The sequence below is a fragment of the Microbacterium sp. KUDC0406 genome (assembly GCF_021582875.1).
Classification (GTDB): Bacteria; Actinomycetota; Actinomycetes; order Actinomycetales; family Microbacteriaceae; genus Microbacterium.
Window position 1 is genome coordinate 2,096,003 of sequence record NZ_CP091138.1, and the last position, 24,028, is coordinate 2,120,030.

The 24,028-nt window shown below is 67.7% G+C and carries 21 protein-coding genes and 2 pseudogenes; 6 read left to right on the forward strand and 17 right to left on the reverse strand.

The features are described from left to right. Nucleotides 1-43: 43 nt before the first annotated feature. From L2X99_RS10505 to L2X99_RS10555, 11 genes are all read right to left on the reverse strand, one after another. A complete protein-coding gene (locus L2X99_RS10505; RefSeq protein ID WP_236123668.1) occupies nucleotides 44-1,318 on the reverse strand; it encodes a lipopolysaccharide biosynthesis protein in 1,275 nt (424 codons plus the stop codon). Continuing rightward, on the reverse strand, nucleotides 1,318-1,872 hold the full coding sequence (locus L2X99_RS10510) for a glycosyltransferase (protein ID WP_236123667.1): 555 nt from the start codon (nucleotides 1,870-1,872) through the stop codon (nucleotides 1,318-1,320). Before L2X99_RS10510 ends, L2X99_RS10505 begins: the two co-directional genes overlap by 1 nt. Beyond that, entirely contained in the window at nucleotides 1,830-2,435 is a 606-nt protein-coding gene (locus tag L2X99_RS10515; RefSeq protein ID WP_236123666.1) for a glycosyltransferase family 4 protein, read from the reverse strand. The genes L2X99_RS10510 and L2X99_RS10515 overlap by 43 nt, the downstream gene beginning before the upstream one ends. Further along, nucleotides 2,432-4,315 (reverse strand): sugar transferase, encoded by a 1,884-nt coding sequence (locus tag L2X99_RS10520; RefSeq protein WP_236135075.1) that lies wholly within the window; start codon nucleotides 4,313-4,315, stop codon nucleotides 2,432-2,434. The genes L2X99_RS10515 and L2X99_RS10520 overlap by 4 nt, the downstream gene beginning before the upstream one ends. After that, the gene (locus tag L2X99_RS10525) at nucleotides 4,315-5,394 is read right to left on the reverse strand and encodes a polysaccharide pyruvyl transferase family protein (RefSeq protein ID WP_236123664.1); all 1,080 of its coding nucleotides are present in this window, start codon (nucleotides 5,392-5,394) and stop codon (nucleotides 4,315-4,317) included. Before L2X99_RS10525 ends, L2X99_RS10520 begins: the two co-directional genes overlap by 1 nt. A gap of 2 nt (nucleotides 5,395-5,396) precedes the next feature. After that, nucleotides 5,397-6,701 (reverse strand): ATP-grasp domain-containing protein, encoded by a 1,305-nt coding sequence (locus tag L2X99_RS10530; RefSeq protein ID WP_236135076.1) that lies wholly within the window; start codon nucleotides 6,699-6,701, stop codon nucleotides 5,397-5,399. 46 nt (nucleotides 6,702-6,747) lie between these two features. Beyond that, nucleotides 6,748-7,761, reverse strand: coding sequence for a GNAT family N-acetyltransferase (locus L2X99_RS10535; protein WP_236135077.1), 1,014 nt, complete (start codon nucleotides 7,759-7,761; stop codon nucleotides 6,748-6,750). Further along, nucleotides 7,758-8,789, reverse strand: a complete 1,032-nt coding sequence (locus L2X99_RS10540; protein ID WP_236123662.1) for a hypothetical protein — start codon at nucleotides 8,787-8,789, stop codon at nucleotides 7,758-7,760. The genes L2X99_RS10535 and L2X99_RS10540 overlap by 4 nt, the downstream gene beginning before the upstream one ends. Next, nucleotides 8,786-9,919 (reverse strand): DegT/DnrJ/EryC1/StrS family aminotransferase, encoded by a 1,134-nt coding sequence (locus tag L2X99_RS10545; protein ID WP_236123661.1) that lies wholly within the window; start codon nucleotides 9,917-9,919, stop codon nucleotides 8,786-8,788. Before L2X99_RS10545 ends, L2X99_RS10540 begins: the two co-directional genes overlap by 4 nt. Beyond that, nucleotides 9,912-11,789, reverse strand: coding sequence for a polysaccharide biosynthesis protein (locus L2X99_RS10550; protein ID WP_236126779.1), 1,878 nt, complete (start codon nucleotides 11,787-11,789; stop codon nucleotides 9,912-9,914). The genes L2X99_RS10545 and L2X99_RS10550 overlap by 8 nt, the downstream gene beginning before the upstream one ends. A 114-nt stretch (nucleotides 11,790-11,903) precedes the next feature. Then, nucleotides 11,904-12,662: a hypothetical protein gene (locus L2X99_RS10555; RefSeq protein WP_236135078.1), complete on the reverse strand. Its 759-nt coding sequence runs from the start codon at nucleotides 12,660-12,662 to the stop codon at nucleotides 11,904-11,906. A 549-nt stretch (nucleotides 12,663-13,211) separates the two neighbouring features. On the opposite strand from L2X99_RS10555, the gene L2X99_RS10560 reads away from it, so the two are divergent. The 5 genes from L2X99_RS10560 (at nucleotide 13,212) to L2X99_RS10580 (ending at nucleotide 17,830) form a co-directional block, all read left to right on the forward strand. Beyond that, nucleotides 13,212-14,039 carry a YveK family protein gene (locus L2X99_RS10560; RefSeq protein ID WP_236135079.1) on the forward strand — a complete coding sequence of 276 codons (828 nt, stop codon included), beginning with the start codon at nucleotides 13,212-13,214 and terminating at the stop codon, nucleotides 14,037-14,039. Continuing rightward, nucleotides 13,975-14,586, forward strand: a complete 612-nt coding sequence (locus L2X99_RS10565; RefSeq protein WP_236135080.1) for a tyrosine-protein kinase family protein — start codon at nucleotides 13,975-13,977, stop codon at nucleotides 14,584-14,586. Before L2X99_RS10560 ends, L2X99_RS10565 begins: the two co-directional genes overlap by 65 nt. Nucleotides 14,587-14,660: 74 nt before the next feature. Then, nucleotides 14,661-16,109 carry a polysaccharide biosynthesis tyrosine autokinase gene (locus L2X99_RS10570; protein ID WP_236126776.1) on the forward strand — a complete coding sequence of 483 codons (1,449 nt, stop codon included), beginning with the start codon at nucleotides 14,661-14,663 and terminating at the stop codon, nucleotides 16,107-16,109. 60 nt (nucleotides 16,110-16,169) lie between these two features. Next, nucleotides 16,170-17,186, forward strand: a complete 1,017-nt coding sequence (locus L2X99_RS10575) for an LCP family protein (RefSeq protein WP_236135081.1) — start codon at nucleotides 16,170-16,172, stop codon at nucleotides 17,184-17,186. A gap of 182 nt (nucleotides 17,187-17,368) precedes the next feature. Beyond that, nucleotides 17,369-17,830, forward strand: a complete 462-nt coding sequence (locus tag L2X99_RS10580) for a hypothetical protein (protein WP_236135082.1) — start codon at nucleotides 17,369-17,371, stop codon at nucleotides 17,828-17,830. A gap of 120 nt (nucleotides 17,831-17,950) precedes the next feature. On the opposite strand, the gene glmM is transcribed toward L2X99_RS10580, so the two are convergent. The 6 genes and pseudogenes from glmM to L2X99_RS10610 form a co-directional block, all read right to left on the reverse strand. Next, nucleotides 17,951-19,309 carry a phosphoglucosamine mutase gene (glmM, locus tag L2X99_RS10585; RefSeq protein WP_236126773.1) on the reverse strand — a complete coding sequence of 453 codons (1,359 nt, stop codon included), beginning with the start codon at nucleotides 19,307-19,309 and terminating at the stop codon, nucleotides 17,951-17,953. A 17-nt stretch (nucleotides 19,310-19,326) separates the two neighbouring features. After that, nucleotides 19,327-19,812, reverse strand: coding sequence for a 30S ribosomal protein S9 (rpsI, locus tag L2X99_RS10590; RefSeq protein ID WP_236126772.1), 486 nt, complete (start codon nucleotides 19,810-19,812; stop codon nucleotides 19,327-19,329). A gap of 27 nt (nucleotides 19,813-19,839) precedes the next feature. Then, nucleotides 19,840-20,286: a 50S ribosomal protein L13 gene (rplM, locus tag L2X99_RS10595; protein WP_236126771.1), complete on the reverse strand. Its 447-nt coding sequence runs from the start codon at nucleotides 20,284-20,286 to the stop codon at nucleotides 19,840-19,842. Nucleotides 20,287-20,467: 181 nt separating this feature from the next. Beyond that, the gene (locus L2X99_RS10600; protein WP_236126770.1) at nucleotides 20,468-21,154 is read right to left on the reverse strand and encodes an endonuclease/exonuclease/phosphatase family protein; all 687 of its coding nucleotides are present in this window, start codon (nucleotides 21,152-21,154) and stop codon (nucleotides 20,468-20,470) included. Further along, nucleotides 21,154-22,054: pseudogene (truA, locus tag L2X99_RS10605) on the reverse strand (tRNA pseudouridine(38-40) synthase TruA). The gene L2X99_RS10600 and the pseudogene truA overlap by 1 nt, the downstream one beginning before the upstream one ends. 107 nt (nucleotides 22,055-22,161) lie before the next feature. Further along, nucleotides 22,162-23,670: a class I adenylate-forming enzyme family protein gene (locus tag L2X99_RS10610; RefSeq protein WP_236126769.1), complete on the reverse strand. Its 1,509-nt coding sequence runs from the start codon at nucleotides 23,668-23,670 to the stop codon at nucleotides 22,162-22,164. Nucleotides 23,671-23,799: 129 nt separating this feature from the next. Between L2X99_RS10610 and L2X99_RS18585 the strand changes: the two are divergent. After that, a pseudogene (locus L2X99_RS18585) lies at nucleotides 23,800-23,961 on the forward strand (TetR family transcriptional regulator); the annotation flags it as partial. Between the last annotated feature and the right edge of the window lie 67 nt (nucleotides 23,962-24,028).

A 24,028-nucleotide genomic window follows, 5' to 3' on the forward strand; every position in this document is an offset into this window, starting at 1 on the left:
ACACGAAGTTGAGGTGGCTGCGCTGCCCGATGATCAAGTGAGCTCATCTGCCTCCCCCTCGTCCTACATTCCTCTGATCCCGTGCTGTGGCCGCACGCAACACCAGAAGTAGCATGATCGCATAGCTGAGAACTTGGACCGTGGCCCAGCCAGCGAGTGCCCACCCCATGTCGAGATCCACGAGGCCCGCCCCCATGATCGCACAGGCAGCTCCGACTGCCCTACTCACGTCCCACCAAAGTTGCTGCGCCTGCTGTTCAAGCAGAACGAGCCCTCTAGAGACGGGTACGACGATGAACTGTGCCAGATAGGCCACGACCACGAGCTGCGCAAATACCCCAGAACCGGCCCACTGACTTCCGAACACCATCGAGAAGAGCCATGGTCCACAGATCATCACTATGAGAGCAGGACCGACGCCGAGGAGCGTTTGTCGACTCACCAGGATGAGCACCATCTGCCGGAGTCCTGGCTGACGTTCCCGTAATCGGTGTGCGAAGGTGCTCTCGAAATGTTTGCTGACAGCGTCAACGATCATCCCCACCGGTGCCGCCAGCACACGCATCGTCAACGCGAAGAGTCCGGCCTCTGCTGCACCGTAAACCGCTATGAGCAGGAGCGACGGCAGTTGGAGCCCTATGGAGTTGACCATGCTTGACCAGGTGTTGATCAGAGGGAAGCGACGGTACCTGCGGGCGACCTCACGCATTGACACCGCTTCGACCCTCGAGTCCGGCGGCGGGTCGGAGCGACGCGACCTGAGGCCGAGCCCAAACAATCCGGCAAATCGCCCGGCCGCCAGACTGGAGACGAGGCCGAACGGCGCCAGGCCGATCCATCCGAGGCCGACGCTCCACGCCGCTTGCGCAATCCCTTGCGCCGCGTTGCGCACCGCCAAGCCCGAGTAGTCCTGCCTACGTACAATCCACGCCGATACCAGTGCGTTTAGGCTCATCGCCACGAGGCTTACTGGAATCACCCACCAGAAGCTCTCTAAGATCACCACGCCTGAGATTTCTGCGAGGATGTTGCGGCCGAAGTACATCACGACGGTGACAACTGAGATGACCACGACCATCGTCACGAGACCGAGCTTGATGAGGACTCGCGCCTCCGCATCTTCCCGTGGAAGGACGACGGCCCTCTCCCAACTGAAGGTCGCGAGAGAGCTCAGCACCGCGCATACCGCTGTCACCATCGCGAAGGCACCGAAGTCCGCTGGGGTGTACAGCCGGGACAGCACCGGGGAGACGAGTAGGACCGCGCCCTGACCGATCAGCGTCCCCAGCAGGATCTTCGAGACGGCGCCACGGAACATCACGATCGCCGCACTCCCCGATCGCACACCGCGTCGTAGGCCAGGACCAACTGCTGAGCCTCGCTCGCCCAGTTCAGCGACTCAACGGCGGCGTGCCGCGCGTTGATGCTGTGCTCGGCGAGAAGGGCTGGGTCGTCCGCATAGCGCCGCACCGCCCGTGCGACGGCGGCCGGATCCCGCTCGTCCACCAGCTGCCCGCAACGGTGTCCATCCACGATACTCCGCCACAGAGTGAAGTCCGAGGCAATCACGGGTACACCCGCGGCGAAGTACTCGAACATCTTCGTAGGGAGCGCGTCGACGTACGCCGGCGTCGCCTGCAAGACCGACAGTCCCACACGAGCGCGGAGCAGGAGCTCGCGTGCCGCCTGCGGAGGGATCACTCCGAGGTACTCGACGCGCTCCCAACCGGGCTTCCTCTCCAGCCGCGCGAGGAGCGGCGGCGGCACGGCGCCCGCGAGCCGCAGCGTCCACCCCTCCGGCATGTCCGGATGCGCCATAGCCTCGACCATCACGTCGACGCCCCGCGCGGCACCGATCGCGCCGATGTACACCAGGTGCGGATCCCGGCGGCCGACGGGGACCGCCTCCGCCTCCTCTTCACGCAGCGGGGGAAGTTCCGCACGACGGTGGTCTTCGTGTCCGGGAACCTGGTCGCCACCTGCTCGGTCGCCGCGATGACTGCCGTGCTGGTGCCCGCCACCGCGCACAGTGCCCTGGCCACCGCGGCCAGAACCGGCCGCGTTACGGCGTTCGCGTATGGCTTGTCCAGCACCTGCACCGGCAGATCTTCATGGGCGTCGTATATCACGGCGCGGCCGACGGCGCGCAGCAACGGAATGGCCCAAATCAGTTCCGGGTCGTGCAGATGGAAGATCTGCGCACCGGTTTTCAGCGCCGCGACGATCGCCCGCGGCCCAGAGACCAGCACCCGCCACGCCCTTCGGAGCCGCGGGACGGTAATCACGCGCACCTGGCCAGACGGTGGCGCTTCCGCAGTGGCGACTGCGACGAGGGTAACATCGTAGCCAGCGCGTGCCAGGCTCACCGCCTCGCGGTAGTGGATGCGGTTGTCGCTCCACGGGTGGGCCGACGAGACATGAACCACCCTGGTCATGAGGCGATCAGCCGATCGAGCGACGCGGCGAGCTTCGACGCGAGGGTCTCATAGGAGTACTCCTCCAGTACATGCGCACGGGCGCGGCTGCCCATTTCCTCACGTTCCTCATCAGAGAGACGGGCGACATCGGCCATGGCTGCTGCAAGGGCCTCGATGTCGTCGGCGGGTACGGTGACACCTGCTCCAGCCTCGGTGACCGGATCGTTGAAAGCGCTGCTTCCTAGGATGACAGGCCGCGCGGCGAGCATGTAGTCGAACAACTTGTTGAGGCTGATCCCGTAGCGGTAGATCGGCCGGTCGCGGAGGTTGGCAACGAGGCAGTCGGCATGTCGCGCGCGGTGGACGACTTCTGCCCGCGGGATACGTTCCTCGAACTGGATACGCTCGCCGTGCGGCAGCTCCTGCGCCCATCGAATAAGCGACTCGCGCAGCGGCCCGCTCCCCACCAGGCGGAATCGGAGGTCAATCTCTGGCGCGATCTCGCAGGCACGGTCGAACGCCGCCAGCAACGAGTCGAGGGCATTCGCTCGCCCGTGCGCCCCCAGATACATGAACGTGAATCGATCGGCGTCGGGACGCGCCGTTTCCGCGGTCCGGTCCGCCAGTGACGCGTCAGTACCGTTGGCGATCCAGAGGAACGGCGTCTCAACGCCGTTATCCGAGAGATAGCGGCCGACGCCCGGCAGCGGTGAGATCACCAGGGATGCTCGGCGCGCCAGCGAGAGGGACAGCGCCTTGATCGCTCGTGCCGACTGGCTGTCCTCGCGCAGCGCTCCCAGGTCTACCAGCGTCTCCGGCCAGATGTCCCTGATCTCGTAGATGAACGGCACCCGGTGGCGCCGTGCGAGCCGAGCGCCCGCCCAGGCGGCGAGCAGATGCACTGTGCTGCCCATGACGGCATCCGGCGCGTCGAGACCACGGGTAGCGCGAGGGAGCAGCAGATTGACGGTGAACGTGGCCATCCCCGCTAAACGCGTCGCCCCGGAGCGATAGGAGTTCGACCACATCCAGAGGCGGTCGACGCCGTCGTCTTTGTCGCGCCGCAACCGCGCGGGGCGCGGGAAGATCTGCCGCCCGGACGGGTGCTGGGTCGACGCCGCGAGGATGGCGGTCCTCCAGCCGTGATCGACCAGGTGCCTGCCGAGCGCATGGTGACGGCCGCTGTTCCCGCTCGAAGACGGTGCCGAGGCATAGTGGTTCACAATCCACAGTCGGTGCGAGCCGGAGGCCTCAGGGGCGGTGCTGAAGTAGTGGTCGGGTAGGCCGCGCGTCACGCCAACATCGTCGATCTGCCGGAGGTCGTTGCCCATCGTCACATCGGAGGAGCGGAACAGCGCGACGACCGTCCGCCAAACGATGATGAGGTCGAGGCGGAGCGAGACGTTCTCCACGTATTCGATGTCGAGGTCGAAGCGTCTACTGAAGGGCAGGCGGTTCCGCCCCGCAACCTGGGCGAGCCCGGTCACCCCCGGCCTAACGTCGTGCCTGCGGGCGTGATAAGGCGAGTAGTGCGGCAAGTACTCGGGGACGAGCGGACGAGGGCCGATCAGGCTCATCTCGCCGCGCACGATGTTCAACAGTTGCGGGAGCTCGTCGATCGACAGCTTGCGGATGGTCCTGCCGAGCGGGGTCAACCGGTCCTTGTCTACGAGCAGCCGACCGTCGGGATGCCTCGCATTCGTCATCGTGCGGAACTTGAAGACGCGAAAGAGAACGCCGTCTTTTCCTGCCCTGGCATGGGTGAAGAACGGGTTGCCTCGGTTCTGGATCGCGAGAGCCACGGCTACGACGATGACGAGCGGTGACAGGAAGATGAGCGCGATCGTGGCGATCGCGCGGTCGGCGAACGGCTTCACCGCATCCGAGTAGAAGGACATCACAGCACCGCCGCAAGTTCGTCGAAAGTCCGGTCGAGGGTAGCGACCATGAAGTCCCTGTAAGCGCGCAAGGCGGAAGGGTCATCGCGCTCGACCATCAGCCTGTTCAGCACCGAGGGGATCGCGTCCACCGAACGGGCGAACATCTCGGTGCGCATCTGTAGCCCAAGCAGGTCTTGGAACTTCGTCCCCGGCCACTTGTTGAAGATCGCCGCAGGGATTCCGTACGCCAGCGCTGTGATGGCCACGTGCAGGCTCGACGACATCACGATCGTCGCCCCGGCGACGATCCGGGTGATCTCGAGAGGCTCCAACTTCTCAGCGGGCATGGTGATCTCGCCGGCCGCGGCATCGACGATGGGTTGCATCGACGCGCGGTCATTCCAGAGATGTATGACGGGGAGCAGGATCACGTTCAGTCCCGTCATGCGGCGGAAGGTCCGCAGCATCTCCGCGATCCGCGCGCCCTCTTCCACGGTGATGTTGTGGAACTGGAAGACCGCATAGGGCGCTTCCTGCTCAGGCGCAGCTTCATCATTGAGCAAACGCGGGAACAGCCAGCCGAGATCCGGACTGACCCGAATGCGGTCATCCATCTCGACGTACTCCCCGCCCTCCAAGATCTTCCGCGAAAGGATTCCCCGTACCGAAACGAAGTCCAGGCGGTCGAGCGTCGCAGCGACTCGGGCGGGGTCGGTCTGGTCCTCGAACGGACGGACGCCGACCGAGAGCCACGCTTTGGTGCGCGCCGGAAGGTCGGACCAGTCCCACACGACATCGGACGCCCGCCCCGAGGGCACCTCGACGCCGAGACGCTCATATATCGGCTGCCAGCTGCGGCGGTCGAAGAAGTGGACCACTTCCCCGCCGGCGAGGATGAGCGCGTCGTACCGGGCAGCGATCGCGTCCCGGTCGTAGTGGTGGTACAGATCCTCGCCGATTCGCGTGCTCGTCGGCGAGATGAAGTCCACGACCAAATCGTCGCGGCGCCGAAGGAGCTCACGGCGTACGACGTGCGAGAAGAGGATATCGCCATAGTTGTCGATATCCGCGAACGAGAAGACAGCGACGCGCGTCATCGTCACAGGGAATGCACCAGTCCTTCAACCGCATCTACGTCGAAGGTCGGAATGCCGGTGGCCTCGGCGACCTCGCGACGCTCTAGATACCAATTATCGATGAAAATCGAGTCCACCTCGGTGATGTAGTTCGACTTCTTCTCGTCCGCATCGAGGTGGACGATCTCGTCGAATAGCGCCGGATCCAGGTGGTGATCTCGCAGGACGCCACGCGGGTCGACAACCGATTTCGTAATGAGTACCAGGCGCTTGCCGCGTGCCGCGGCGAGGTAAAGGAAGCGGACGAGATCCGCATTGACCGCGCCGCGCACGATCAGAGTGTCGTCCAGGTCGACGTACACGTGGTCGTACGTGAACGAGTAGCGGTAGTGATTGGTCGTCGATCGGAACATCTCGACCTGGAACGGCGCAGGACGGATCTCCACCGGTCGGTCGAGCAGGTCGAAGATCGTCAGCAACGGGAGGTTTACGCCCAGGTGGCGGAAGAACCCGCCGGTGCCCGGAGCCCTGGTCGAGACCTCCAGCAGCTTCATCTTCCCGTCCGCGGCCTCCTTAATCTGGAACCACCACAGACCGCGCAGCGCCATCCGCTCATTGATTCGGTCGGCGATGGCCTGGATCTCCGTCGTCGTGGCCGTCTCCCGACTGCGGAACGAGATGCCCATTCGGATCTCCACGCGTTCGCGAGTCCCGGTGAACACCAGTCGGCCTCTCCGGTCGGTGAAGCACTCGACCGTGTACTCCTTTCCTGGGAGATACTCGAGCACGAGCATCCCCGGCTCCTTGCGCACCTCGTCAAGGTCGTGGCGATCCCGCACAACCCGTGTGCCCTTGCTGCCCTGGCCGACATCGGGCTTCGCGAAAAGCGGGAAGACCGGGGCCTGCTCTCCGGCATGGTGAACCTCGGGGCAGAATGGGTCATCGCGGAACAACTCGTAGGTGCGGGCCTTGTACCGGCAGATGAGATTCGTCCGCAGGTCGGCGTTCGGAACGCTCGCCGGAATCTCGTCAGCGTGCTCGGCGAGGAACAGGGCGGCGGAGTCGTGCGTCGGGAAGACCACGTCGATGTCGTTCCGTCGGATCAGCTCGTCCAGCTGTTCTAGGAAGTCGGGTGCTTCCATCTCAGGGAGGGGCAGGATGGGCTGATCGTAGATCAGGGAGCTAATGTCGTCCCGGCTCGAAGCGGCCAGCGCATTGACGTGTATCGAGTTGCGAATGGCGCGGTAGATCTCGAGTGCATTCTCCGCTCCCGCGGGGAAGATCAGGACGTTGATCCGCTTCCGATCGACAGCAGCATCAGTCGACATGTCGTGTGTTCCGCACCTTTCAATTCGTGGAGCCGTTCGGCTCACCTCAGACGGTAGCCCGGTACGCGGGGAAAAAAGCCCCGCGCTCCAGTTCCGCCGGGTCCGCTCCGATCTCCGCAGCGTGCCGGTAGGTGAGCTCTCGATAGCGGTCGGCGTGGAGCACAGCCTTGCCCACGTGGAAGGGCGTCTCCATGCCTCCGAAGGACGCCTTGAAGCGGTGCAGCGAGTCCCCGGGGGCCAGGCCACCGCCGAGGTGGAGACTACTTATCCCGTGGTCGGCCGCCCACTCCATCGTCGCCCAGATCATGAGGTTGTTCGCACCGGACTCGGTGCCAGTAGACCCGGACAGGTGGTAGTGCGCGTGCTGGTCGTCCCGGAGGATGAAGCTCGCCGCGACCACCCGCCCGCTGGCATCCCGGACTCGCGCGACGACGATGCGGTCGCCGAGCTGCTGGAGCTTTGCGTAGTACCCGTCGGGGAAGAAGTAGCGGTCAGCCGCACCGACCCGGCGCATCGTCTGCTCATACAGCTCGCGCGTCCCGTGCAGAACCTGCTCGTCGATGGTGACGATCTCCGCCCGGCATCCGTTCCGCTCCGCCGCACGAACGGCGGTGCGGCCCCGCTTATGCAGCGCGGCCCACATGGATTCAGCATCGCCGAGGGGGACCACGAAGGTGTACGAGGCTTCGGAGATCTCGAGGCCCGGCAGCCCGAAGAGCCGCTCCGCCTGCTCCGGGAGGAACGGCGGGAACCGCAGGAACAATGACACGAACCCCGCTTCCGACAGCGTCGCGCGCGTCTGTTCCCAGAGGCCGGCCACCGACTGGAAGTCGAGGTTGTCGGCGATCTCGAGGCCGCCGTAGCCGTACGGCGTCGACGCGTCCCGCAGCTCCGCGCCAGGGATCTCGCGCGCGATGAGCGGGAGGGACCAAACACCGCCGTCGGCCCGCACCTCGAACCACGCGCCGCCATCCGCAGTAGCGACGGCCTGCCCGTATTCCTCGGATGCATACATCCGAGCTGCGGGCACGGTCTGAGCCGTCTCGAGACGGACCGTCATGCGAGCACCTCCGTCAGGGCAGCGCCGACGCGCTCCATGTCGGCCGTGTCGTACCGATGATCCACCGGCACCGATAGCAATTCCCGCGGCCACGGCACGTCGCGCATACGCTCCGGCCTCGGCCAGTGCATCGGGCAGAAGATCTCTTGTCTCGCGAGCTCCGACTGTACGTACCGGGCGTCCTCCACGTGGATTACAACGTGCGAGGGCAGATCCGCTGTGGAGACGATCCGTAGTCGATCGTTTCGGGACAAAACGCTCCGTAGCACCTGCGCATTGTCCCGGCGTCGTGACCGCAGGCGCTCGTAGTCGAGCACTGCGATCGTCTGCATCGTGCGTCCGCTCGCGCGCACCGGCGCCAGACCGTCCGTCGCCTCGAGCACCTCTTCCGCCTCCGAAAACACCGACCGCGCCTCCGTGAAGGAGCCGACCCGCTTCAGATCCATTGCCTCCCAACCACGATGGGCGCGGTAGCCGAGCTCGATCTCCCGCGGCAGGCCTCGAAGGTAGGCACCGTCCGCTACTGGTAACACCTTGCGCAGACTGGCCATGGCATAGTCGCCCAGCGGTCGCAGCGCGCCGAGGACCCGGTGCGTCTCATCCTCGATCACGCGGATACCGCGCGCCTGCAGTCCGCGTACCGCGGCGACATGCGTCACATCGGGCTCGGCTCCGAAGTAGGCGATCGTCAGCGCCGCCGTGCGAGCGGGATCGACGGCGTCCGCGACCCGCAGCAGGTCGTTGGCCGCGATTTCGAGGGGCTCCGCGACGTCGTAGGTGCGCAGAGTCCACCGGTTGGCAGGGAACGCGGCGATCATGCTCTCACACAGGAACGCGGGCACAAGGAGCGTGTCCCGCCTTTCGTGCTCCAAGACCGCGGCCAGCGCGGCGAGTGCCTGCCTCCCGGTCTGGACGTACTGAATAGGCCCGGCATGCGCCCAGGGCGGCGGCGACGTCGTGTCGCGCAGCAGTTCCGGCGCGCTCTCGAAGAACGAGCCGATGGGACGGCAGGATCCGGTGGCCCTCATCGCCCCGCCAAGAACGCCGCGATCGCGTCCACCACACGCTCCCGCTGCTCCGCAGTCAACGCCGACCCGCTTGGCAGCGTCAGCCCCCGCTCGAACAGCGTCTCCGACGCCCCCGATATCTCGCCCCGGTACCCGGCAAACACCGGCTGCAGGTGCATCGGCTTCCACACCGGGCGACTCTCGATGTTGTCCTCCGCCAGCGCCGCGGCCAGCTGCGAAGGCTCCCACCCGGTCACCGACGAGTCGACCAGGATCGACGTCAGCCACACGTTGTCGTGCTCGTCGCCCTCGGCGCCGAACACCTCGACACCGTCGACATCGGCGAACAGCTGCTTGTACAGCTCGCGCATCTCGCGGCGACGCGCGATCATCTCGTCGAGCCTGGCCAGCTGAGCACGACCCAGCGCCGCGAGCAGGTTGCTCATGCGGTAGTTGTAACCGACGTCCGCGTGCTCGTAGTGCACCACCGGCTGACGGGCCTGCGTCGCCAGATACCGCACGCGCTGCGCGAGGTCGGCATCATCCGTCAACAGCATCCCGCCGCCCGACGTGGTCATCACCTTGTTGCCGTTGAACGACACGACCGACGCACGGCCGAAGCTGCCGGCGGCGCGGCCGGCATGCGTCGCGCCCAGCGACTCCGCAGCATCCGCCAGCACCGGCACGTCGAACTCGTCGGCGATCTCGAGAATGCGGGTGTAGTCGACGGTCTTGCCGAGCAGATCGACCGGCACGATCGCACCGACGTGCTCACCGAGGTCGCGCAGCACCTCCAGTGCCTCACGCAGCAGCATCGGATCCATGTTGCCGGTCACCGGATCGGCGTCGATGAAGAACGGCTCGGCACCGGTGTACATGATCGCGTTCGTCGTCGCGGCGAACGTCATGGTCGACGTGACCACCACGTCTCCGGGCTTCACACCCAGCACCAGCAGACCGAGGTGCAGCGCCGCGGTGCCGGAGCTCAGCGCGACACCATGCGCGACGCCCACCCGCTCGGCGAGCTCGCTCTCGAACGCGTCGACATCCGGTCCCAGCGGGGCGATCCACCCCGAGCGCATCGCTGCGACCACGGCGTCCTCTTCGGCCTGCGTGACGTCGGGCGAGGACATGTAGATGCGCTCAGCCATTCGTCCGCGGCTCCAGGTTCAGCGGTTCGATCAACGTCGTGTCATTGTTGCGAGGCGATTGTTCCATCCTCGCCTTCCAGCCCGCCTTGTCCAGCCGCTCGGGCGTGATCACATCGGCCCGGGTGTGCGCGATCTTCGGGTGGAACGGCCGCTCCAGGTTCTCCCGCGAGCCGACGAGCTCTTCATGCAGCTTCTCGCCGTGCCGCAGGCCGGTGAACACGATGTCGATGTTCTTGCCCGACATCGAGATCATGCGCTTGGCCACCTCGAGAATCGACACCGGCTCGCCCATGTCGAGGATCAGCACCTCGCCGGGCCGCCCGATGCCGCCGGCCTGGATCACCAGCTGGCACGCCTCGGGGATCGTCATGAAGTATCGGGTCGCTTCCGGGTGCGTCACCGTGATCGGCCGCTCCTCGGCGATCAGCCGCTGGAACGTCGGCAGCATCGAACCGCGGCTGCCGATCACGTTGCCGAAGCGCACCGAGACGAAGTTCATGCCGGTCTGCTCACCCGCCCACGCGGTGAGCTTCTCGGCCACCCGCTTCGAGTGGCCCAGCACACTGGTGGGGTTCGCAGCCTTGTCGGTCGAGATGTTCACGAAGTGGGTCACGCCCACGTGCATCGCCGCGCGGATCACGTTCAGCGACCCCAGCACGTTCGTCTTCCACGCCTCGTCGGGGTACTGCTCCAGCATCGGCAGGTGCTTGAGCGCCGCGGCGTGGAACACCACCTCGGGGCGGCGCTGCTCGAAGAGGCGGGTCAGCGTCTCGGGCTCGCGGATGTTGGCCAGCACGACGTCGTTCGTGTCGAGCAGGCCGTGGCCGGCCGTGCCCAGCTGCGCGATCTGCAGCCCGGTCTCATCACGGTCGAGCATGATCAGCTCGGCGGGCCCGAACTTCGACAGCTGACGGCACAGCTCCGAGCCGATCGATCCGCCCGCGCCGGTGACCAGCACGCGCTTGCCGGTGACGTACCCGGCGATCAGCTCGACGTTGGTGTCGACAGGATGCCGGCCGATGAGATCTTCGATCTCGATGTCGCGCACGTCGACCTTGGCCTTCTCGCCCGTCATGAACTCCGTCAGCGACGGCGTCACCGCCACGCGGAGTCCCGCCCGCGCGGCCTCGTCGCTGAGCCGGCGCAGCAGCACGCTGTCGGCGTTGCCGATCGCGATGATCAGCAGAGACGCGCGCGTCCTGCGCGCCGCATCCTGGATCTGGCCGGTGCTCCCCACGACCGGCACCCCGCGCAGGCGCAGATGCTTCTTCGCCGGGTCGTCATCGAGCAGGCCCACCGGCTTGATCGGCGATGTCGGGTCGGTGATCACGGTGTGCAGCAGCCGGTCGCCCAGGTAGCCGGCGCCCACGATCAGCGCGGGCTCCGCTTCTGCAGCGGGCTTGCGCGAGTTCTCCAGCGCGAGACGCGCGATGTAGCGCACCCCGAACATCACGATCAGCACGAACGGCGCCGCGAGCAGCACGGTGCCGCGTGGGATGTCCATGGCGATGCCGAGGGGGATGACAACCAGCGAGAGCAGCAGAGTCTCCACGAGCACGATCAGCCCGAGCGCACGCACCTCTTCGAACGAGCCGTACGGGTACCGCCCGCGATACAGAGCGAGGAACACGCCGACGCCCACCTGGATCGCCCCGGCCGCGACGCCCAGCACGATCATCCACAGCCACGTGGTCGGCGTGGGCGTGAACTCGAAGCGCAGCGCGACGGCGAACACGATGCCGAACAGCCACGCCAGCCCGTCGATCAGCGCCACCGCAACGCGACGCCGCTGCTGCTGCACGGGGATGCCCCAGGGCAGCCCTTCTTCCGAGGCGTCTGCTTGCGCGCGCGCACGACTGTTTGAGTTCATCGATTCCCTCGACAGAAAGTTCTCCCGGCATCCGCCGACGTCCCCCGACGACGATCGATGCTTCTCCGCAACGATTCTCTCACACCCAATGCACAGGAATACACTTTCCGAACCTCAGCCCTCATCATCGCCCGTGACGGGCGAGGACGTCTTCGAGGACATCTCCGAGGAGGTGTCCGACGGAGGCTCCGTCTCATCCGGGCCGGGCGTCGGCGTGGACTCCGGCTGGGACGGCGGCGGATTCCGGCGTCGGCGCTCCTCCTCCTGCCGGCGGCGCTCCTCCTCTTCCGCCCGGAGCTGCTCCACCCGCGCCTGATCCACGATCAGGGCGAGGTAGGCCGAGCGGTACGCGGTGAGGACCTTCGCCGCGTCCGCACCGTGCAGCTTCGACGCCACGACGGCAGCGCCGGCATCCGTCATCGCCGCGCGGACCTCGTCATCGGCATCCGGATTGCGCTCGACCGCTTGGGCGGCCGCCTTCGCGAATGTCGCCGCGTACGCGGCGCGCTTCGCATCGAACGTCGATGCCAGCTCATCCAGCTGCTCCTTGTCCGAGCGCAGCTCGGCGCCGACCGCGTCGAGCTCGTCGAGCTGCTGCTGGGCGGCATCGATCGCCTTGCCGACCGACGAGAGCGAATCGGTGTCGACATCCGCGCGCTGATACGGCTCCGGCAGCGCGGGCACCTCCACCGCGTCGACCGCCGCGAGGTATGCGTCGAGCTCGCCGAGCGCAGCATCCAGCGCCTTGCCGTCGACGATCGCGATCGTCGACTCCTCTTCGTCCGCGCGCGGATCCGGTGCCTCGCGCACCCCCTCCAGCGCGGCGCGCAGTGCCTCGGCGTGCGAGATCGCGGCCGCCTTCTGCTCGGTCACCCGCTGCGACTCGGCCTGCACCGGCGGTCTCGAGGTTCGCGATCGTCTGCTCGTCGGCCTTCAGCACCGCGACCGCGTCTTGAGCAGGGCTCGACGTCGCCGCCTGCACCACGCCGACCGTGCCCGCGGTCATCAGTGCGAGCACAGCCACGGCCACAGCTGCCAGGCTGAGCAGATCGCGCGGCCGCCTCCGGCGGCGCATCTCAGACGGCGGCAGCTGCTCGCCGGCCCTCATCGGTGCGGCGTCTCGCCTGGCGGCATCCACCATCGCCACCAGCTGCGGCACATCGGCCGACACCGGCTCGGTGCGCGGCGCGCGCGGAGCACCGAGCATCCCATCCAGACGCCGGGCCGTCTGCCGGTCGTCGAGCACCGCGGCCGTCTGTCCGCGAGGACCGCCGGGGAAGATCTCATCGAGCGATGTCATCGCGATGCGGCGCCTTCCACAGCGGGCTCCTTCCGCACCGCACGCGGCAGGGCGGGCGGAACGCTGAGTCTCAGGGGGAACACGGCGCGCCCCCTGCCGCCATTCTGCCAGCCAGGAGCCTGATGAACTTCCCCGATGTGCTACGGATGCTGCGCCGGCAGTTCGTGCTCATCATCGCGGCGACCCTGATCGGCCTCTCGGCCGGCGCCATCACCGCCATGCTGACCCCGGCGCGATACCAGGCGTCCACCGACGTGTTCCTCTCGGTCGAGGTGTCGCCCGACGCCACCCCCGGCGAGCGCCTGGCCGCCGCCGGGTACATCACGCAGGTGATCGACAGCTACCGCGCCGTCATCAACACCTCGCTGGTGCTGCAGCCGGTCGTCGACGCCCTCGGGCTCGAGGTGAGCGCTCAGCAGCTGTCGGGCTCGGTGCAGACCACGGCGACGCTGCGCAGCGCGGTGATCACGATCACCGCCTCCAGCCCGAACGCGGGTCAGGCCGCCCGCATCGCGAACGCCGTCGCCGACAGCTTCGCCGACGCCGTCCCCAACACCCTCGAGAAGCGCGGCGAGAACGCCCCCTACGGCGTGCGCGTGGTGCAGGTGCAGAGCGCCCAGGTGCCGACCGCGCCCGTCGCACCGAACCTGCGGCTGTCGCTGGTGCTCGGCGGCCTGGCCGGCCTCGCCGTCGGCATCGGCGTCGCCCTGCTGCGGGCGACCCTCGACACCCGCATCCGCACCGCGGAAGAACTCGAGCACGCCGTCGACAAGCCGGTGCTCGGCCGGTTCGCGCTCTCGTCGGATGCCGCCGGACAAGCCGCTGATCGTCGCCACGAGCCCCGCGGATCAGCGCGCCGAGTCGTACCGCACCCTGCGCACCAACATGCAGTTCCTGCACCCCGACGGCACGACCGGCGTCTTCGTCGTCACCAGTGCCGGGCCCGGTGAGGGCAAGTCCACCACCGCCGCGAACCTCGCGATCAGCATCGCCGAGACCGGCAGGCGGGTGGTGCTCATCGATGCCGATCTGCGCCTGCCGCGCGTGGCCGGCCTGTTCGGCGTCGAGGGCGGCATCGGGCTCAGCGACGTGCTCGTCGGGCGGTTCCGCCTCAACGATGTGCTGCAGCGCTGGCAGCGGGGAACGCTGTTCCTGCTGCCGTCGGGAACCATCCCGCCCAATCCCGCCGAGCTGCTCGGATCCGGCGCGATGGACACGCTGCTGAAGGACCTCGCCGCGGCCTTCGACGTCATCATCATCGACAGCCCGCCGGTGCTCCTGGTCACCGACGCCGCCGTCGTGTCGCGCTTCGCCACCGGTGCGATCGTCGTCGTCGCCGCGGGCACGACGCACCGGCCGCGGCTCGTCGACGCCGTGCGCACCATCGAGGCCGCCGGCCCCCGCGTGCTCGGCACCGTGATCACGATGCTGCCGCCGAGCCGGGCCGACAGGGCCGGCTACGGCACGCAGGAGCGCACCGCCTGGGCGCAGCGCTGATCAGCGGCATCCGAGCGTTCGCCGAGACTGTGCGACAATCAGACCGATAAGCCGGGGAAGAGGAACACACTCACGTGGAGCTACGCGATTACGTGCGCATCGCACGCAAGAACTGGATCCTGATTCTGGTGCTCCTGCTCGCCGGGCTCGGCGGCGGGGCGGTCTACGCGTTCGCGCAGACGCCCAAGTACGTCGCATCCACCCAGCTGTACGTGTCGGTGCGCACCGAGGGCGCCGCCACCGGCGACCTGGTGCAGGGCACGACGTTCGCGCGCCAGATGGTCACCAGCTACGTCGACATCGTGAACACCGCGCTGGTGCTCGAACCGGTCATCGACAAGCTCGGGCTCGACGTCAGCGCCACCGCGCTCAGCAAGGAGATCTCGGCCACGGCGCCGCTGAACACCGTGCTGATCGACATCTCGGTCACCAACAGCGACCCCGAGCGCGCCGCGAAGATCGCGAACGCGGTCGCCGAGAGCTTCACCGACGCCGTGCAGGGCACGCTCGAGAAGCCGACCGCAGAAGACGCCTCCAGCCCTGTGCAGATCAACGTCACCGAGCCCGCCACCGCCCCCACCGCGGCCAGCAGTCCCAACGTGCGCATGCTGATCCTGCTCGGCGGCCTGCTCGGACTGGCTCTCGGCATCGGCATCGCCCTGCTGCGCACAGTGCTCGACAACCGCATCCACACGCTCAGCGATCTCGAGGGCATCACCGAGAAGCCGGTGCTGGGCGGCATCGCCTTCGACCCCGAGGCGCCGAAGCGACCGCTGATCGTGCACGCCGACCCGCGCAGCCCCCGCGCGGAGTCGTTCCGCTCGCTGCGCACCAACCTGCAGTTCCTCGACGTCGAGGGCGGCCCCCGCATCTTCGTGATCTCCAGCGCCGGCCCCGGCGAGGGCAAGTCGACCACGACCGCCAACCTGGCCATCGCACTCGCCGAGACCGGCGCCAGAGTGGCCCTCATCGACGGCGACCTGCGCCTGCCCCGCATCGCGGACTACATGGGTCTCGAGGGCGGTGTCGGACTCACCGACGTGCTGATCGGCAAGATGGAGGTCGCCGACGCCCTGCAGAAGTGGGGCTCCAACGAGCTGTACGTGCTGGCCAGCGGCCGCGTGCCGCCGAACCCCAGCGAGCTGCTCGGCTCGGCCGCCATGGACCAGGTGCTGCAGCCCCTCGGCCAGTACTTCGACTACGTGCTCATCGACGCCCCGCCCCTGCTGCTGGTCACCGACGCCGCGGTCATCGGCCGCAAGACCCGCGGGATCATCCTCGTCGCCGCATCCGGCAGGACGAAGAAGCAGGAGCTGGCCGGCGCGGTGCAGGCGCTCGAGACCGCCGGCGTCGGCCTGCTCGGCACCGTCGTGACGAAGCTGCCGACCAAGGGCCCCGACAGCTACGGCTACGGCGCATACACCTACGGGACGACCCACGACATGGACCAGGCGCCCATCGAGATGACCGGTGGCCTGCCCCGGCCCGCCGGCACCAAGCGCGGGGCAAAGGCCCGCGCCTGACCCGCGCCTGACCCGGGGCCGTCGGGGCATTCCCCCAGGTGCATACGAGAGAATGAGTGCATGACCGACCTCTTCGCGCCTGAGCCGGTGCCGACCCGCGTCAAGCGCCGCCGGTGGCCCTGGGTGATCGTCTTCACGATCGTCGCCCTGCTCATCGCCGTGGCCGCGGCCGCCTTCGTCTACATCTCGCACCTGTCGTCGCTCTACGACCAGGCCGAGAAGCTGCCCGACTCGCAGGTCTTCCCCGACCCGACCACGCGCCCCACCGTTCCCGCCGCGAACCCGGATGCCACGAACATCCTGCTGCTGGGATCGGACACGCGGGGCTCGATGGGCAAGGATGTCGAGGACATCCGGGGGCAGCGCTCCGACACGATCATGCTCGTGCACATCCCGTCCGACCGCTCCGGGGTGCAGGTCACCTCGATCATGCGCGACAACTGGGTGCCGATCCCCGGGCACGGCGAGAACAAGATCAACGCGGCGCTCGCGTTCGGCGGCGTGCCGCTGCTGGTGGAGACCATCGAAGACATCGTCGACGTGCCGATCGACCACGTCGCGATCGTCGACTTCGAGGGCTTCAAGGGCCTGTCCGAGGCCGTGGACGGCGTCACCCTGAACAACGCCATCGCGTTCTCGTCGAACGGTCACAGGTATGAGCAGGGGCAGATCACTGTCAAGGGCGACGACGCTCTCAACTACGTGCGCGCCCGCTACCCGTTCACCGACGGCGACTACCAGCGCGTGCGCAACCAGCAGGCGTTCGTGAAGGGCCTGGTGGCGAAGGTCATCAGCAAGGACACTCTGACCAACCCGGCGCGCATCGCCGACTCGGTGGGCGCGATCTCGAAGTTCCTCGCCGTCGACTCGGGTCTGACCTCGCAGGTCGCCGCTCAGCTGGGCCTCGAGATGAAGGACCTCCGCGCCGACGACATCCAGTTCCTCACCTCGCCGACCACCGGCACCGGGATGATCGGCGACCAGTCGGTCGTGCTGCCCGACTGGGACGGCCTGCGGGCGCTGTCGGAGGCGCTGAAGAACGACACGGTGCCGGAGTACGCGGCGACGCAGAAGTAGGGGCTTCAGGGGGCGCTGAGAGCGTTTCGTCTCGCTCGTTCCTCGCTCGCTGGCCACAGGATGGAGCCCCGGGGTCGTTGAGCGAGCGCCAGCGAGACGAAACGTCGCGACGTCTCTGACGGACGCAGCGCGTTTCGTCTCGCTCGTTCCTCGCTCGCTCAACGACCGGGCGATTTCGCGAGTTGTCCACTGATCGAGGGTTCACCGGCAACGCCGTGATGCGGTGTGCGTCAGAATCGTTCGCATCCCGATTCGCTGTGACGCACAATGGAGATATGTACATGTCCGCCGAACTCATCGCGACCCTGTCGGCGTTCATCACGCTCGGAATCGGCATGTTCGCCGGCTTCGCGTGGGTACTGCATCGCATGGACGCCAAGTTCGACTCGCTCGATCACAAGATCGACGGTGTCGGAGCGGGGCTCACCACGCGCATCGACGACAAGACCGACAGCCTCGAGGCGAAACTCATGACTCGCATCGACGACAAGACCGACAGCCTCGAGGCGAAACTCATGACTCGCATCGATCAGGTCGACACCAAGCTGTCGACCCGGATCGACAGCGTGCAGTCCGAGCTCGTCGAAGTGAAGATCGCGATCGCGCGCATCGAACCGCCGCGGCATCTCATCGCCGCGCGCTGAGAGCGACCCCGGTCGTTGAGCGAGGGAGCGCCAGCGACCGAGACGAAACGCGCAGACCTCCGGGGAAGCTGAGAGCGTTTCGTCTCGCTCCTTCGTCGCTCGCTCAACGACCCGGGAGGGTCAGAGCGCGAGGCGCTCCTTGACCACGACGGCCAGGCGGTCGGCGTGCAGGCGTGCCGTCTCGGCATCCGCCGCCTCGACCATCACGCGCACCAGCGGCTCTGTGCCCGACGCGCGCAGCAGCACACGGCCGGTCTCGCCGAGCACCTGCTCGCAGTCGCGCACGGCATCGGCCACGGCCTGGTCGTCGACGCGGTTCTTGTCGACGCCCTTCACGTTCACGAGCACCTGCGGGTACACGGTCATGACCGACGCCAGCTCGGCCAGCGACCTGCCGGTGCGGGCCATCTCGGCCACCAGGTGCAGGCCGGTGAGCACGCCGTCGCCCGTGGTGGCGAACTCGCTCATGATCACGTGACCGGACTGCTCGCCACCGAGCGAGAAGCCGTTCGCGTTCATGTCCTCGAGCACGTACCGGTCGCCGACGGCAGTCTGGCGCACCGTGATGCCGTGCTCGCGCATCGCGACGTGCAGGCCCAGGTTGCTCATCACCGTGGCGACGAGCGTGTCGTCCTTCAGCTTGCCGCGCTGCTTCATCGAGACCGCGAGGATCGCCATGATCTGGTCGCCGTCGACGATGTTGCCGTCGGCGTCGACCGCCAGGCAGCGGTCGGCGTCGCCGTCGTGCGCGATGCCGACATCCGCCCCGACCCGCACGACCTCGGCGGCCAGCTTGTCGAGGTGGGTCGAGCCCACACCGTCGTTGATGTTGATGCCGTCGGGGTCGGCGCCGATCACGGTCACCTTCGCGCCCGCGGTGCTGAACGCCTCGGGCGAGGCACCGGATGCCGCGCCGTTGGCGCAGTCCAGCACCACGTGCAGGCCGTCCAGCCGGTGCGGCAGCGAACCGAGCAGGTGCAGCACGTAACGGTCCTCGGCATCCGAGAACCGGCGCACGAGACCCACCTCGGCGCCCTGCGGCTGGAGCTTGGGGCCGGTCATCGCCTCTTCGATGCGCTGCTCCACAACATCCGGCAGCTTCACTCCGCCGCGGGCGAAGATCTTGATGCCGTTGTCGGGCGCGGGGTTGTGCGACGCCGAGATCATCACGCCGAAGTCGGCGTCGATGTCGGAGATCAGGAACGCGGCGGCCGGGGTCGGCAGGGTGCCGGCATCCAGCACGTCGACGCCCGACGAGGCGAGACCCGCCTCGACGGCGGCGCTGAGGAAGTGCCCCGAGATGCGGGGGTCGCGGGCGACCACCGCAGTGAGACGCTTGCCGGCGGCCCTGCGAGCCTCGGCAATACGGCCCTGGCCCAGGACGACAGCAGTCGCCTGGGCCAGGGTGAGCGCAAGTCCGGCCGTGAGGGTCTCGCCATTGGCGAGACCCCGCACGCCGTCTGTACCGAACAGTGCCATGTAAGGAACTGGGCGGATCAGCGCTTCGAGTACTGAGGAGCCTTGCGGGCCTTCTTGAGACCGGCCTTCTTGCGCTCGATGACGCGGGCGTCGCGCGAGAGGAAGCCGGCCTTCTTCAGGGTCGGGCGGTTGTTCTCGACGTCGATCTCGTTCAGCGCACGGGCGATGCCCAGACGCAGAGCGCCGGCCTGGCCCGAGTCGCCGCCGCCCGAGATGCGGGCGATGACGTCGTAGGCGCCGGTGAGGTTCAGAACCGTGAACGGGTCGGTGATCAGCTGCTGGTGCAGCTTGTTCGGGAAGTAGTCCTCGAGGGTACGGCCGTTGACCGTGATCACGCCGGAGCCGGGGACGAGGCGCACGCGGGCGATGGCCTGCTTGCGACGGCCCACGGCTGCGCCGGGGACGCTGAGAACGCGCGGAGCGGCGGTCTCGACGACCTCGGACTCGGGAGTCGAGGTGGAGAAGTTCTGCGGGAAGTCGGTGGAGTCCTGGATTTCAGCCACGAGTATGTCCTTAGTGAGAAACGGCGCTTACTGGGCGACCTGGTCGAGGGTGTACGGCGTGGGCTGCTGCGCGGCGTGCGGGTGCTCGGCACCGACGTACACCTTCAGCTTGGTGAGCTGCTGAGCGCCCAGCTTGTTCTTCGGGAGCATGCCGCGGACGGCCTTCTCCACGGCGCGGACCGGGTTCTTCTCGAGGAGCTCGGAGTAGGTGGTCGACTTCAGACCGCCCGGGTAGCCCGAGTGGCGGTAGGCGATCTTCTTCTGGAGCTTCTGACCGGTGAGCGCGACCTTGTCGGCGTTCACGATGATGACGAAGTCACCCGAGTCGATGTGGTTCGCGAAGGTCGGCTTGTGCTTGCCACGCAGGAGGGCGGCGGCGTGCGAAGCCAGACGGCCGAGAACGACGTCGGTGGCGTCGATGACGACCCAGTCACGCTGAGCCTCGCCAGCCTTGGGGGTGTAAGTGCGCGTCACGATAGTGCTGCTTTCTTGGATTCGAACGGAGAGGTTCGTGAATCCCACTCCGGGGTGGTTCTCATCAAGGATGGGAACACGCCAGTGGAGGGCTCACGTTCGTCGCATCCGCCTTCGGACACACCGATGGCAGATACCAAAGGAACAGCTTACGGCATGCGGCACTGCCGCGCAAAACCGCTCAGTGCGCGCGCGACGCCGTCGCGCGGGTCGCCGTCACCAGGATGGGACGGTGGTCGCTGACCCCCTGTGGCAGGGTGTGCACGCTGTCGACCCGGAAGCCGACGGATGTCGCGAAGTCGTAGTGCCCGCGGAACACCCGGTACCGCGTGTACGTGCGCTCGTCGCTGAGGGTCAGCATGTAGCCGTGCTCGCGGATGGTCTGCCCCAGGTTCTCCTTGAACACGGGGTAGTTGTAGTCGCCCACCATCAGCACCGGCAGCCCGTGGCCCATCGTGTCGAGTTCGGCCAGCGCCGCGCGGATCTGCTCGCGCCGCAGCGAGTTCAGTGCGGTGAGGGGCGCCGCGTGGAACGACGCCGCGATGAACTCGTACCCGTCGTCGATGTCGTGCAGCCGCACGGCGACCACCCGCTCGTGCGCCGGCCGCGCGATGCGATCGTGCAGGGACTTCTTCAGCCCGATCGTGCGCACGTCCTGAGCCCGGTACATGTCCGGACGGTAGAAGAGCGCGATGCCGAGCCGATTGCCCGCGGTGGCATGCGCGAGCGTCATGCCGCCGATGTCCTCCGGCAGCGCTGCGACATCCGCCTCCTGCAGGCAGAGCAGGTCGGGCGTGTGCTCGGCGACGAGCGCCTCGAGCTCGTGCGCGGCCGCATGCTTGCGCAGGTTGTAGGAGATGATCCTCATCATCCGTCGCCCCCGTCTTCCAGGTCGCTGAGCAACCCTGGGTCACTGAGTCTGCCTGCGGGCAGGCTGCGGCGCCCGCGCGTCTGCTCGGCTCGGGCTGCCAGCAGTTCCTCTGCAGGATAACCGACCTCGGTGAGGCTCAGCCCGCGCGCGGCGAGCACCTTGAACGCGCTGGTGCGGGTGAGTTCGTCACGCAGCCGCACGACGTCGGCGACCTCGAGGCGCCCCTCCCCCACGGCCGCGCATGCGCCCACCAGCGCGCGCACCATGCTGTGGCAGAACGCGTCGGCCTTGACCTCGGCGACGAGCACGCCGTCGTCGTCTCTGCGCCACCGGTAGTCGAGCAGCGTGCGGATGGTGGTCGCCTCGGCCCGCGGCTTGCAGTACGCCGCGAAGTCGTGCAGTCCGATCAGGGTCTGCGCCGTCGGCATCCATCGCTTCGGCGTCGAGAGCGCCCTTCAGTGCCGTCGTGTCGTGGCGGCGCATCGGATCGTAGCCGCTGGTCGCGTCGGCGAGCCGGTACCGGTACCGGCGCCACACCGCCGAGAACCGGGCGTCGAAGCCCTCGGCCGCGATCGACGTGCGGGTCACCGTGACATCCGGGTAGGCGCCGAGCGCGCCCCGCATCCGATGCGCGAGCGATCCGGCCGGGTCGTCCGCGGCACGGCCATGGCGCGACTGCAGCCTGGCGTACTGCGCGTCGTCGAGATCGACGTGCGCCACCTGACCGGACGCGTGCACTCCGGCATCCGTGCGGCCCGCGACCACGAGCTGCGCGTCCGAGCCGACGATGCGCGCCAGCGCGGCCTCGAGCGTGCCCTGCACCGTGCGCAGGCCCGGCTGCTTCGCCCAGCCCCGGAAGTGGGTGCCGTCATAGGCGATGTCGAGACGGATGCGCACCGTTCCAGAGTACGGCCCGGTGGGACTTCCCCTCCCCGCTTCGAATCGCGCAACTTGCTGCTTCCGGCGGCGAAAGGCGGCAAGTTGCGCGATTCGAAAGTCGGAGGCTAGGCGGCCAGCTCCGTCCGCAGCACGTGCTTCATCACCTTGCCGGAAGGATTCCGCGGCAGCGCGTCGCGCACGATCAGCTCGCGCGGGATCTTGTACTTCGCGAGATGGTCGGCGAGGAACGCCCGCATATCGTCGAGCGACAGCTCGCCGGATGCCTCGACGACAGCCACCACGGTCTCGCCCCACTCCCCGTGCGGGCGTCCGACGATCGCGGCATCCGCGACGGACGGATGCTGCCGCAGCGCCTCCTCGACCTCGGGAGAGTAGACGTTCTCACCGCCGGTGATCACGACGTCCTTCAGCCGGTCGACGATGAACAGGTAGCCGTCGGCGTCGACGCGCGCGAGGTCGCCGGTGCGGTACCAGTCGCCGACGAACACGGCATCCGTCGCGGCGGCGTCGTTCAGGTACCCGGCCATCCGGGTCGCGGAGCGCATCCACAGCTCACCGGCCTCGTCCGCCGTGACGTCGGTGCCCTCGGCGTTCACGACGCGGATGTCGACGCCCGGCATGCCGCCGGCGCCGATCGACCCGGCCTTCTCGATCTGCTCGGCCGGGTACAGCGCCGACCCCACCGGGCCCATCTCGCTCATGCCGTAGACCTGGTAGAACGCATCGGTGCCGTATGCCTGCTGCAGCATGCGGACGGTCTCGGCGCCCATCGGCGCTCCGCCGTAGGCCCAGAGCCGCATCGACGAGAGGTCGAAGTCGGCGAGGCTCCTCCCGACGGAGGGCAGCACCTTCAGCGGCGCGAGATAGGCGATCGGCGCCCCGAAGAACGCCGTGACCCGGTGCTGCTGCACGGTCTGAAGGAAGTGCACCGGGTGGTACTCCTTCAGCAGCACGACCGTGCCGCCGAGGTACATCATCGACAGGAACCAGTTGTTCAGCGGTGAGGCGTGCCAGATCGGCATCGCGATGAGGAAACGGTCGTCGCGCTGCAGCCCGACCGCGGCGGTCGTGTACGCGGGCACGTTCGCGAGACCCGCGTGCGTGTGCAGGCATCCTTTCGGGCTGCTCGTGGTGCCCGAGGTGTAGAGCACCTGGGCGATGGCGTCGCCTTCGACCTCGACGCCGTCCCACTCCCCGGCTGCGGCGACGAGGGTGTCGAACTCACCCGTGCCGTCGTCGGCGATCGTCAGCACCCGTGCATCCGGAGCGCCCTCGCGCACCCTGTCCTCGAGATCGACGTCGGCGACGACGACCTTCAGCCCGGCGTGCGCGGCGACGTAGGCGACCTCGCGGGCGGTGAACTTGTGGTTGATCGGCACCAGTGCCGCGCCCGCGCGCCACAGGCCGAAGGCCGCGACGGCGAAGGCCGGCGTGTTGAAGGCCATCACGCCGACCCGGTCGCCGGGCTGCACGCCGGCCTCGCGGAACACCGTGGCGGCGCGGCGTGAGGCGGCCAGCAGCTGCTGGTAGTCGAGGGTGCCGAGGTCGGAGACGATCGCGGGCTTGTCGGGAAAGGTGCGGGCGGAGCGCTCCAGCATCCAGGTCAGGTTCATCGGGTCCTCACGTCGTCGTGTCGGGGTTCGGCGGCATTGCCTCAGGTGTTGAATCGTGATTCAATACGGACATTGAATCACGATTCAATCGAGTTGTGAACCGCGGCAGAACCGAGCGAAGGAGCACGGATGGCACAGCGTCGCGAAGCAGGGCGCCGGGAGGACCTCATCGAGGCCGCCACGGCGATCGTGCGGGATTCCGGGTTCGGAGCAGCGTCGGTGAAGGCCGTCACGGCGCGCGCCGGCATGAGCGCCGGGCTGCTGTACAGCTACGCGGACGGCGTGGACGACGTGCTCGCCGAGGTGTTCCGGCGCTGCGCCGGCACCGAGCTCGCGGCCGTCGACCAGGCCGTACTCG

Excerpts from the sequence above, each read along its gene's own strand:
- L2X99_RS10575 (WP_236135081.1), top strand. The coding sequence starts at position 16,170 with ATGACCGACCTCTTCGCGCCTGAGCCGGTGCCGACCCGCGTCAAGCGC.
- L2X99_RS10610 (WP_236126769.1), bottom strand. The coding sequence starts at position 23,670 with ATGAACCTGACCTGGATGCTGGAGCGCTCCGCCCGCACCTTTCCCGAC.
- L2X99_RS10540 (WP_236123662.1), bottom strand. The coding sequence starts at position 8,789 with ATGAGGGCCACCGGATCCTGCCGTCCCATCGGCTCGTTCTTCGAGAGC.
- L2X99_RS10520 (WP_236135075.1), bottom strand. The coding sequence starts at position 4,315 with ATGTCCTTCTACTCGGATGCGGTGAAGCCGTTCGCCGACCGCGCGATC.
- L2X99_RS10560 (WP_236135079.1), top strand. The coding sequence starts at position 13,212 with ATGAACTTCCCCGATGTGCTACGGATGCTGCGCCGGCAGTTCGTGCTC.
- L2X99_RS10525 (WP_236123664.1), bottom strand. The coding sequence starts at position 5,394 with ATGACGCGCGTCGCTGTCTTCTCGTTCGCGGATATCGACAACTATGGC.
- L2X99_RS10600 (WP_236126770.1), bottom strand. The coding sequence starts at position 21,154 with ATGAGGATCATCTCCTACAACCTGCGCAAGCATGCGGCCGCGCACGAG.
- L2X99_RS10550 (WP_236126779.1), bottom strand. The coding sequence starts at position 11,789 with ATGAACTCAAACAGTCGTGCGCGCGCGCAAGCAGACGCCTCGGAAGAA.
- L2X99_RS10565 (WP_236135080.1), top strand. The coding sequence starts at position 13,975 with ATGCAGTTCCTGCACCCCGACGGCACGACCGGCGTCTTCGTCGTCACC.
- L2X99_RS10530 (WP_236135076.1), bottom strand. The coding sequence starts at position 6,701 with ATGTCGACTGATGCTGCTGTCGATCGGAAGCGGATCAACGTCCTGATC.
- glmM (WP_236126773.1), bottom strand. The coding sequence starts at position 19,309 with ATGGCACTGTTCGGTACAGACGGCGTGCGGGGTCTCGCCAATGGCGAG.
- L2X99_RS10505 (WP_236123668.1), bottom strand. The coding sequence starts at position 1,318 with ATGTTCCGTGGCGCCGTCTCGAAGATCCTGCTGGGGACGCTGATCGGT.
- L2X99_RS10535 (WP_236135077.1), bottom strand. The coding sequence starts at position 7,761 with ATGACGGTCCGTCTCGAGACGGCTCAGACCGTGCCCGCAGCTCGGATG.
- L2X99_RS10515 (WP_236123666.1), bottom strand. The coding sequence starts at position 2,435 with ATGACCAGGGTGGTTCATGTCTCGTCGGCCCACCCGTGGAGCGACAAC.
- L2X99_RS10545 (WP_236123661.1), bottom strand. The coding sequence starts at position 9,919 with ATGGCTGAGCGCATCTACATGTCCTCGCCCGACGTCACGCAGGCCGAA.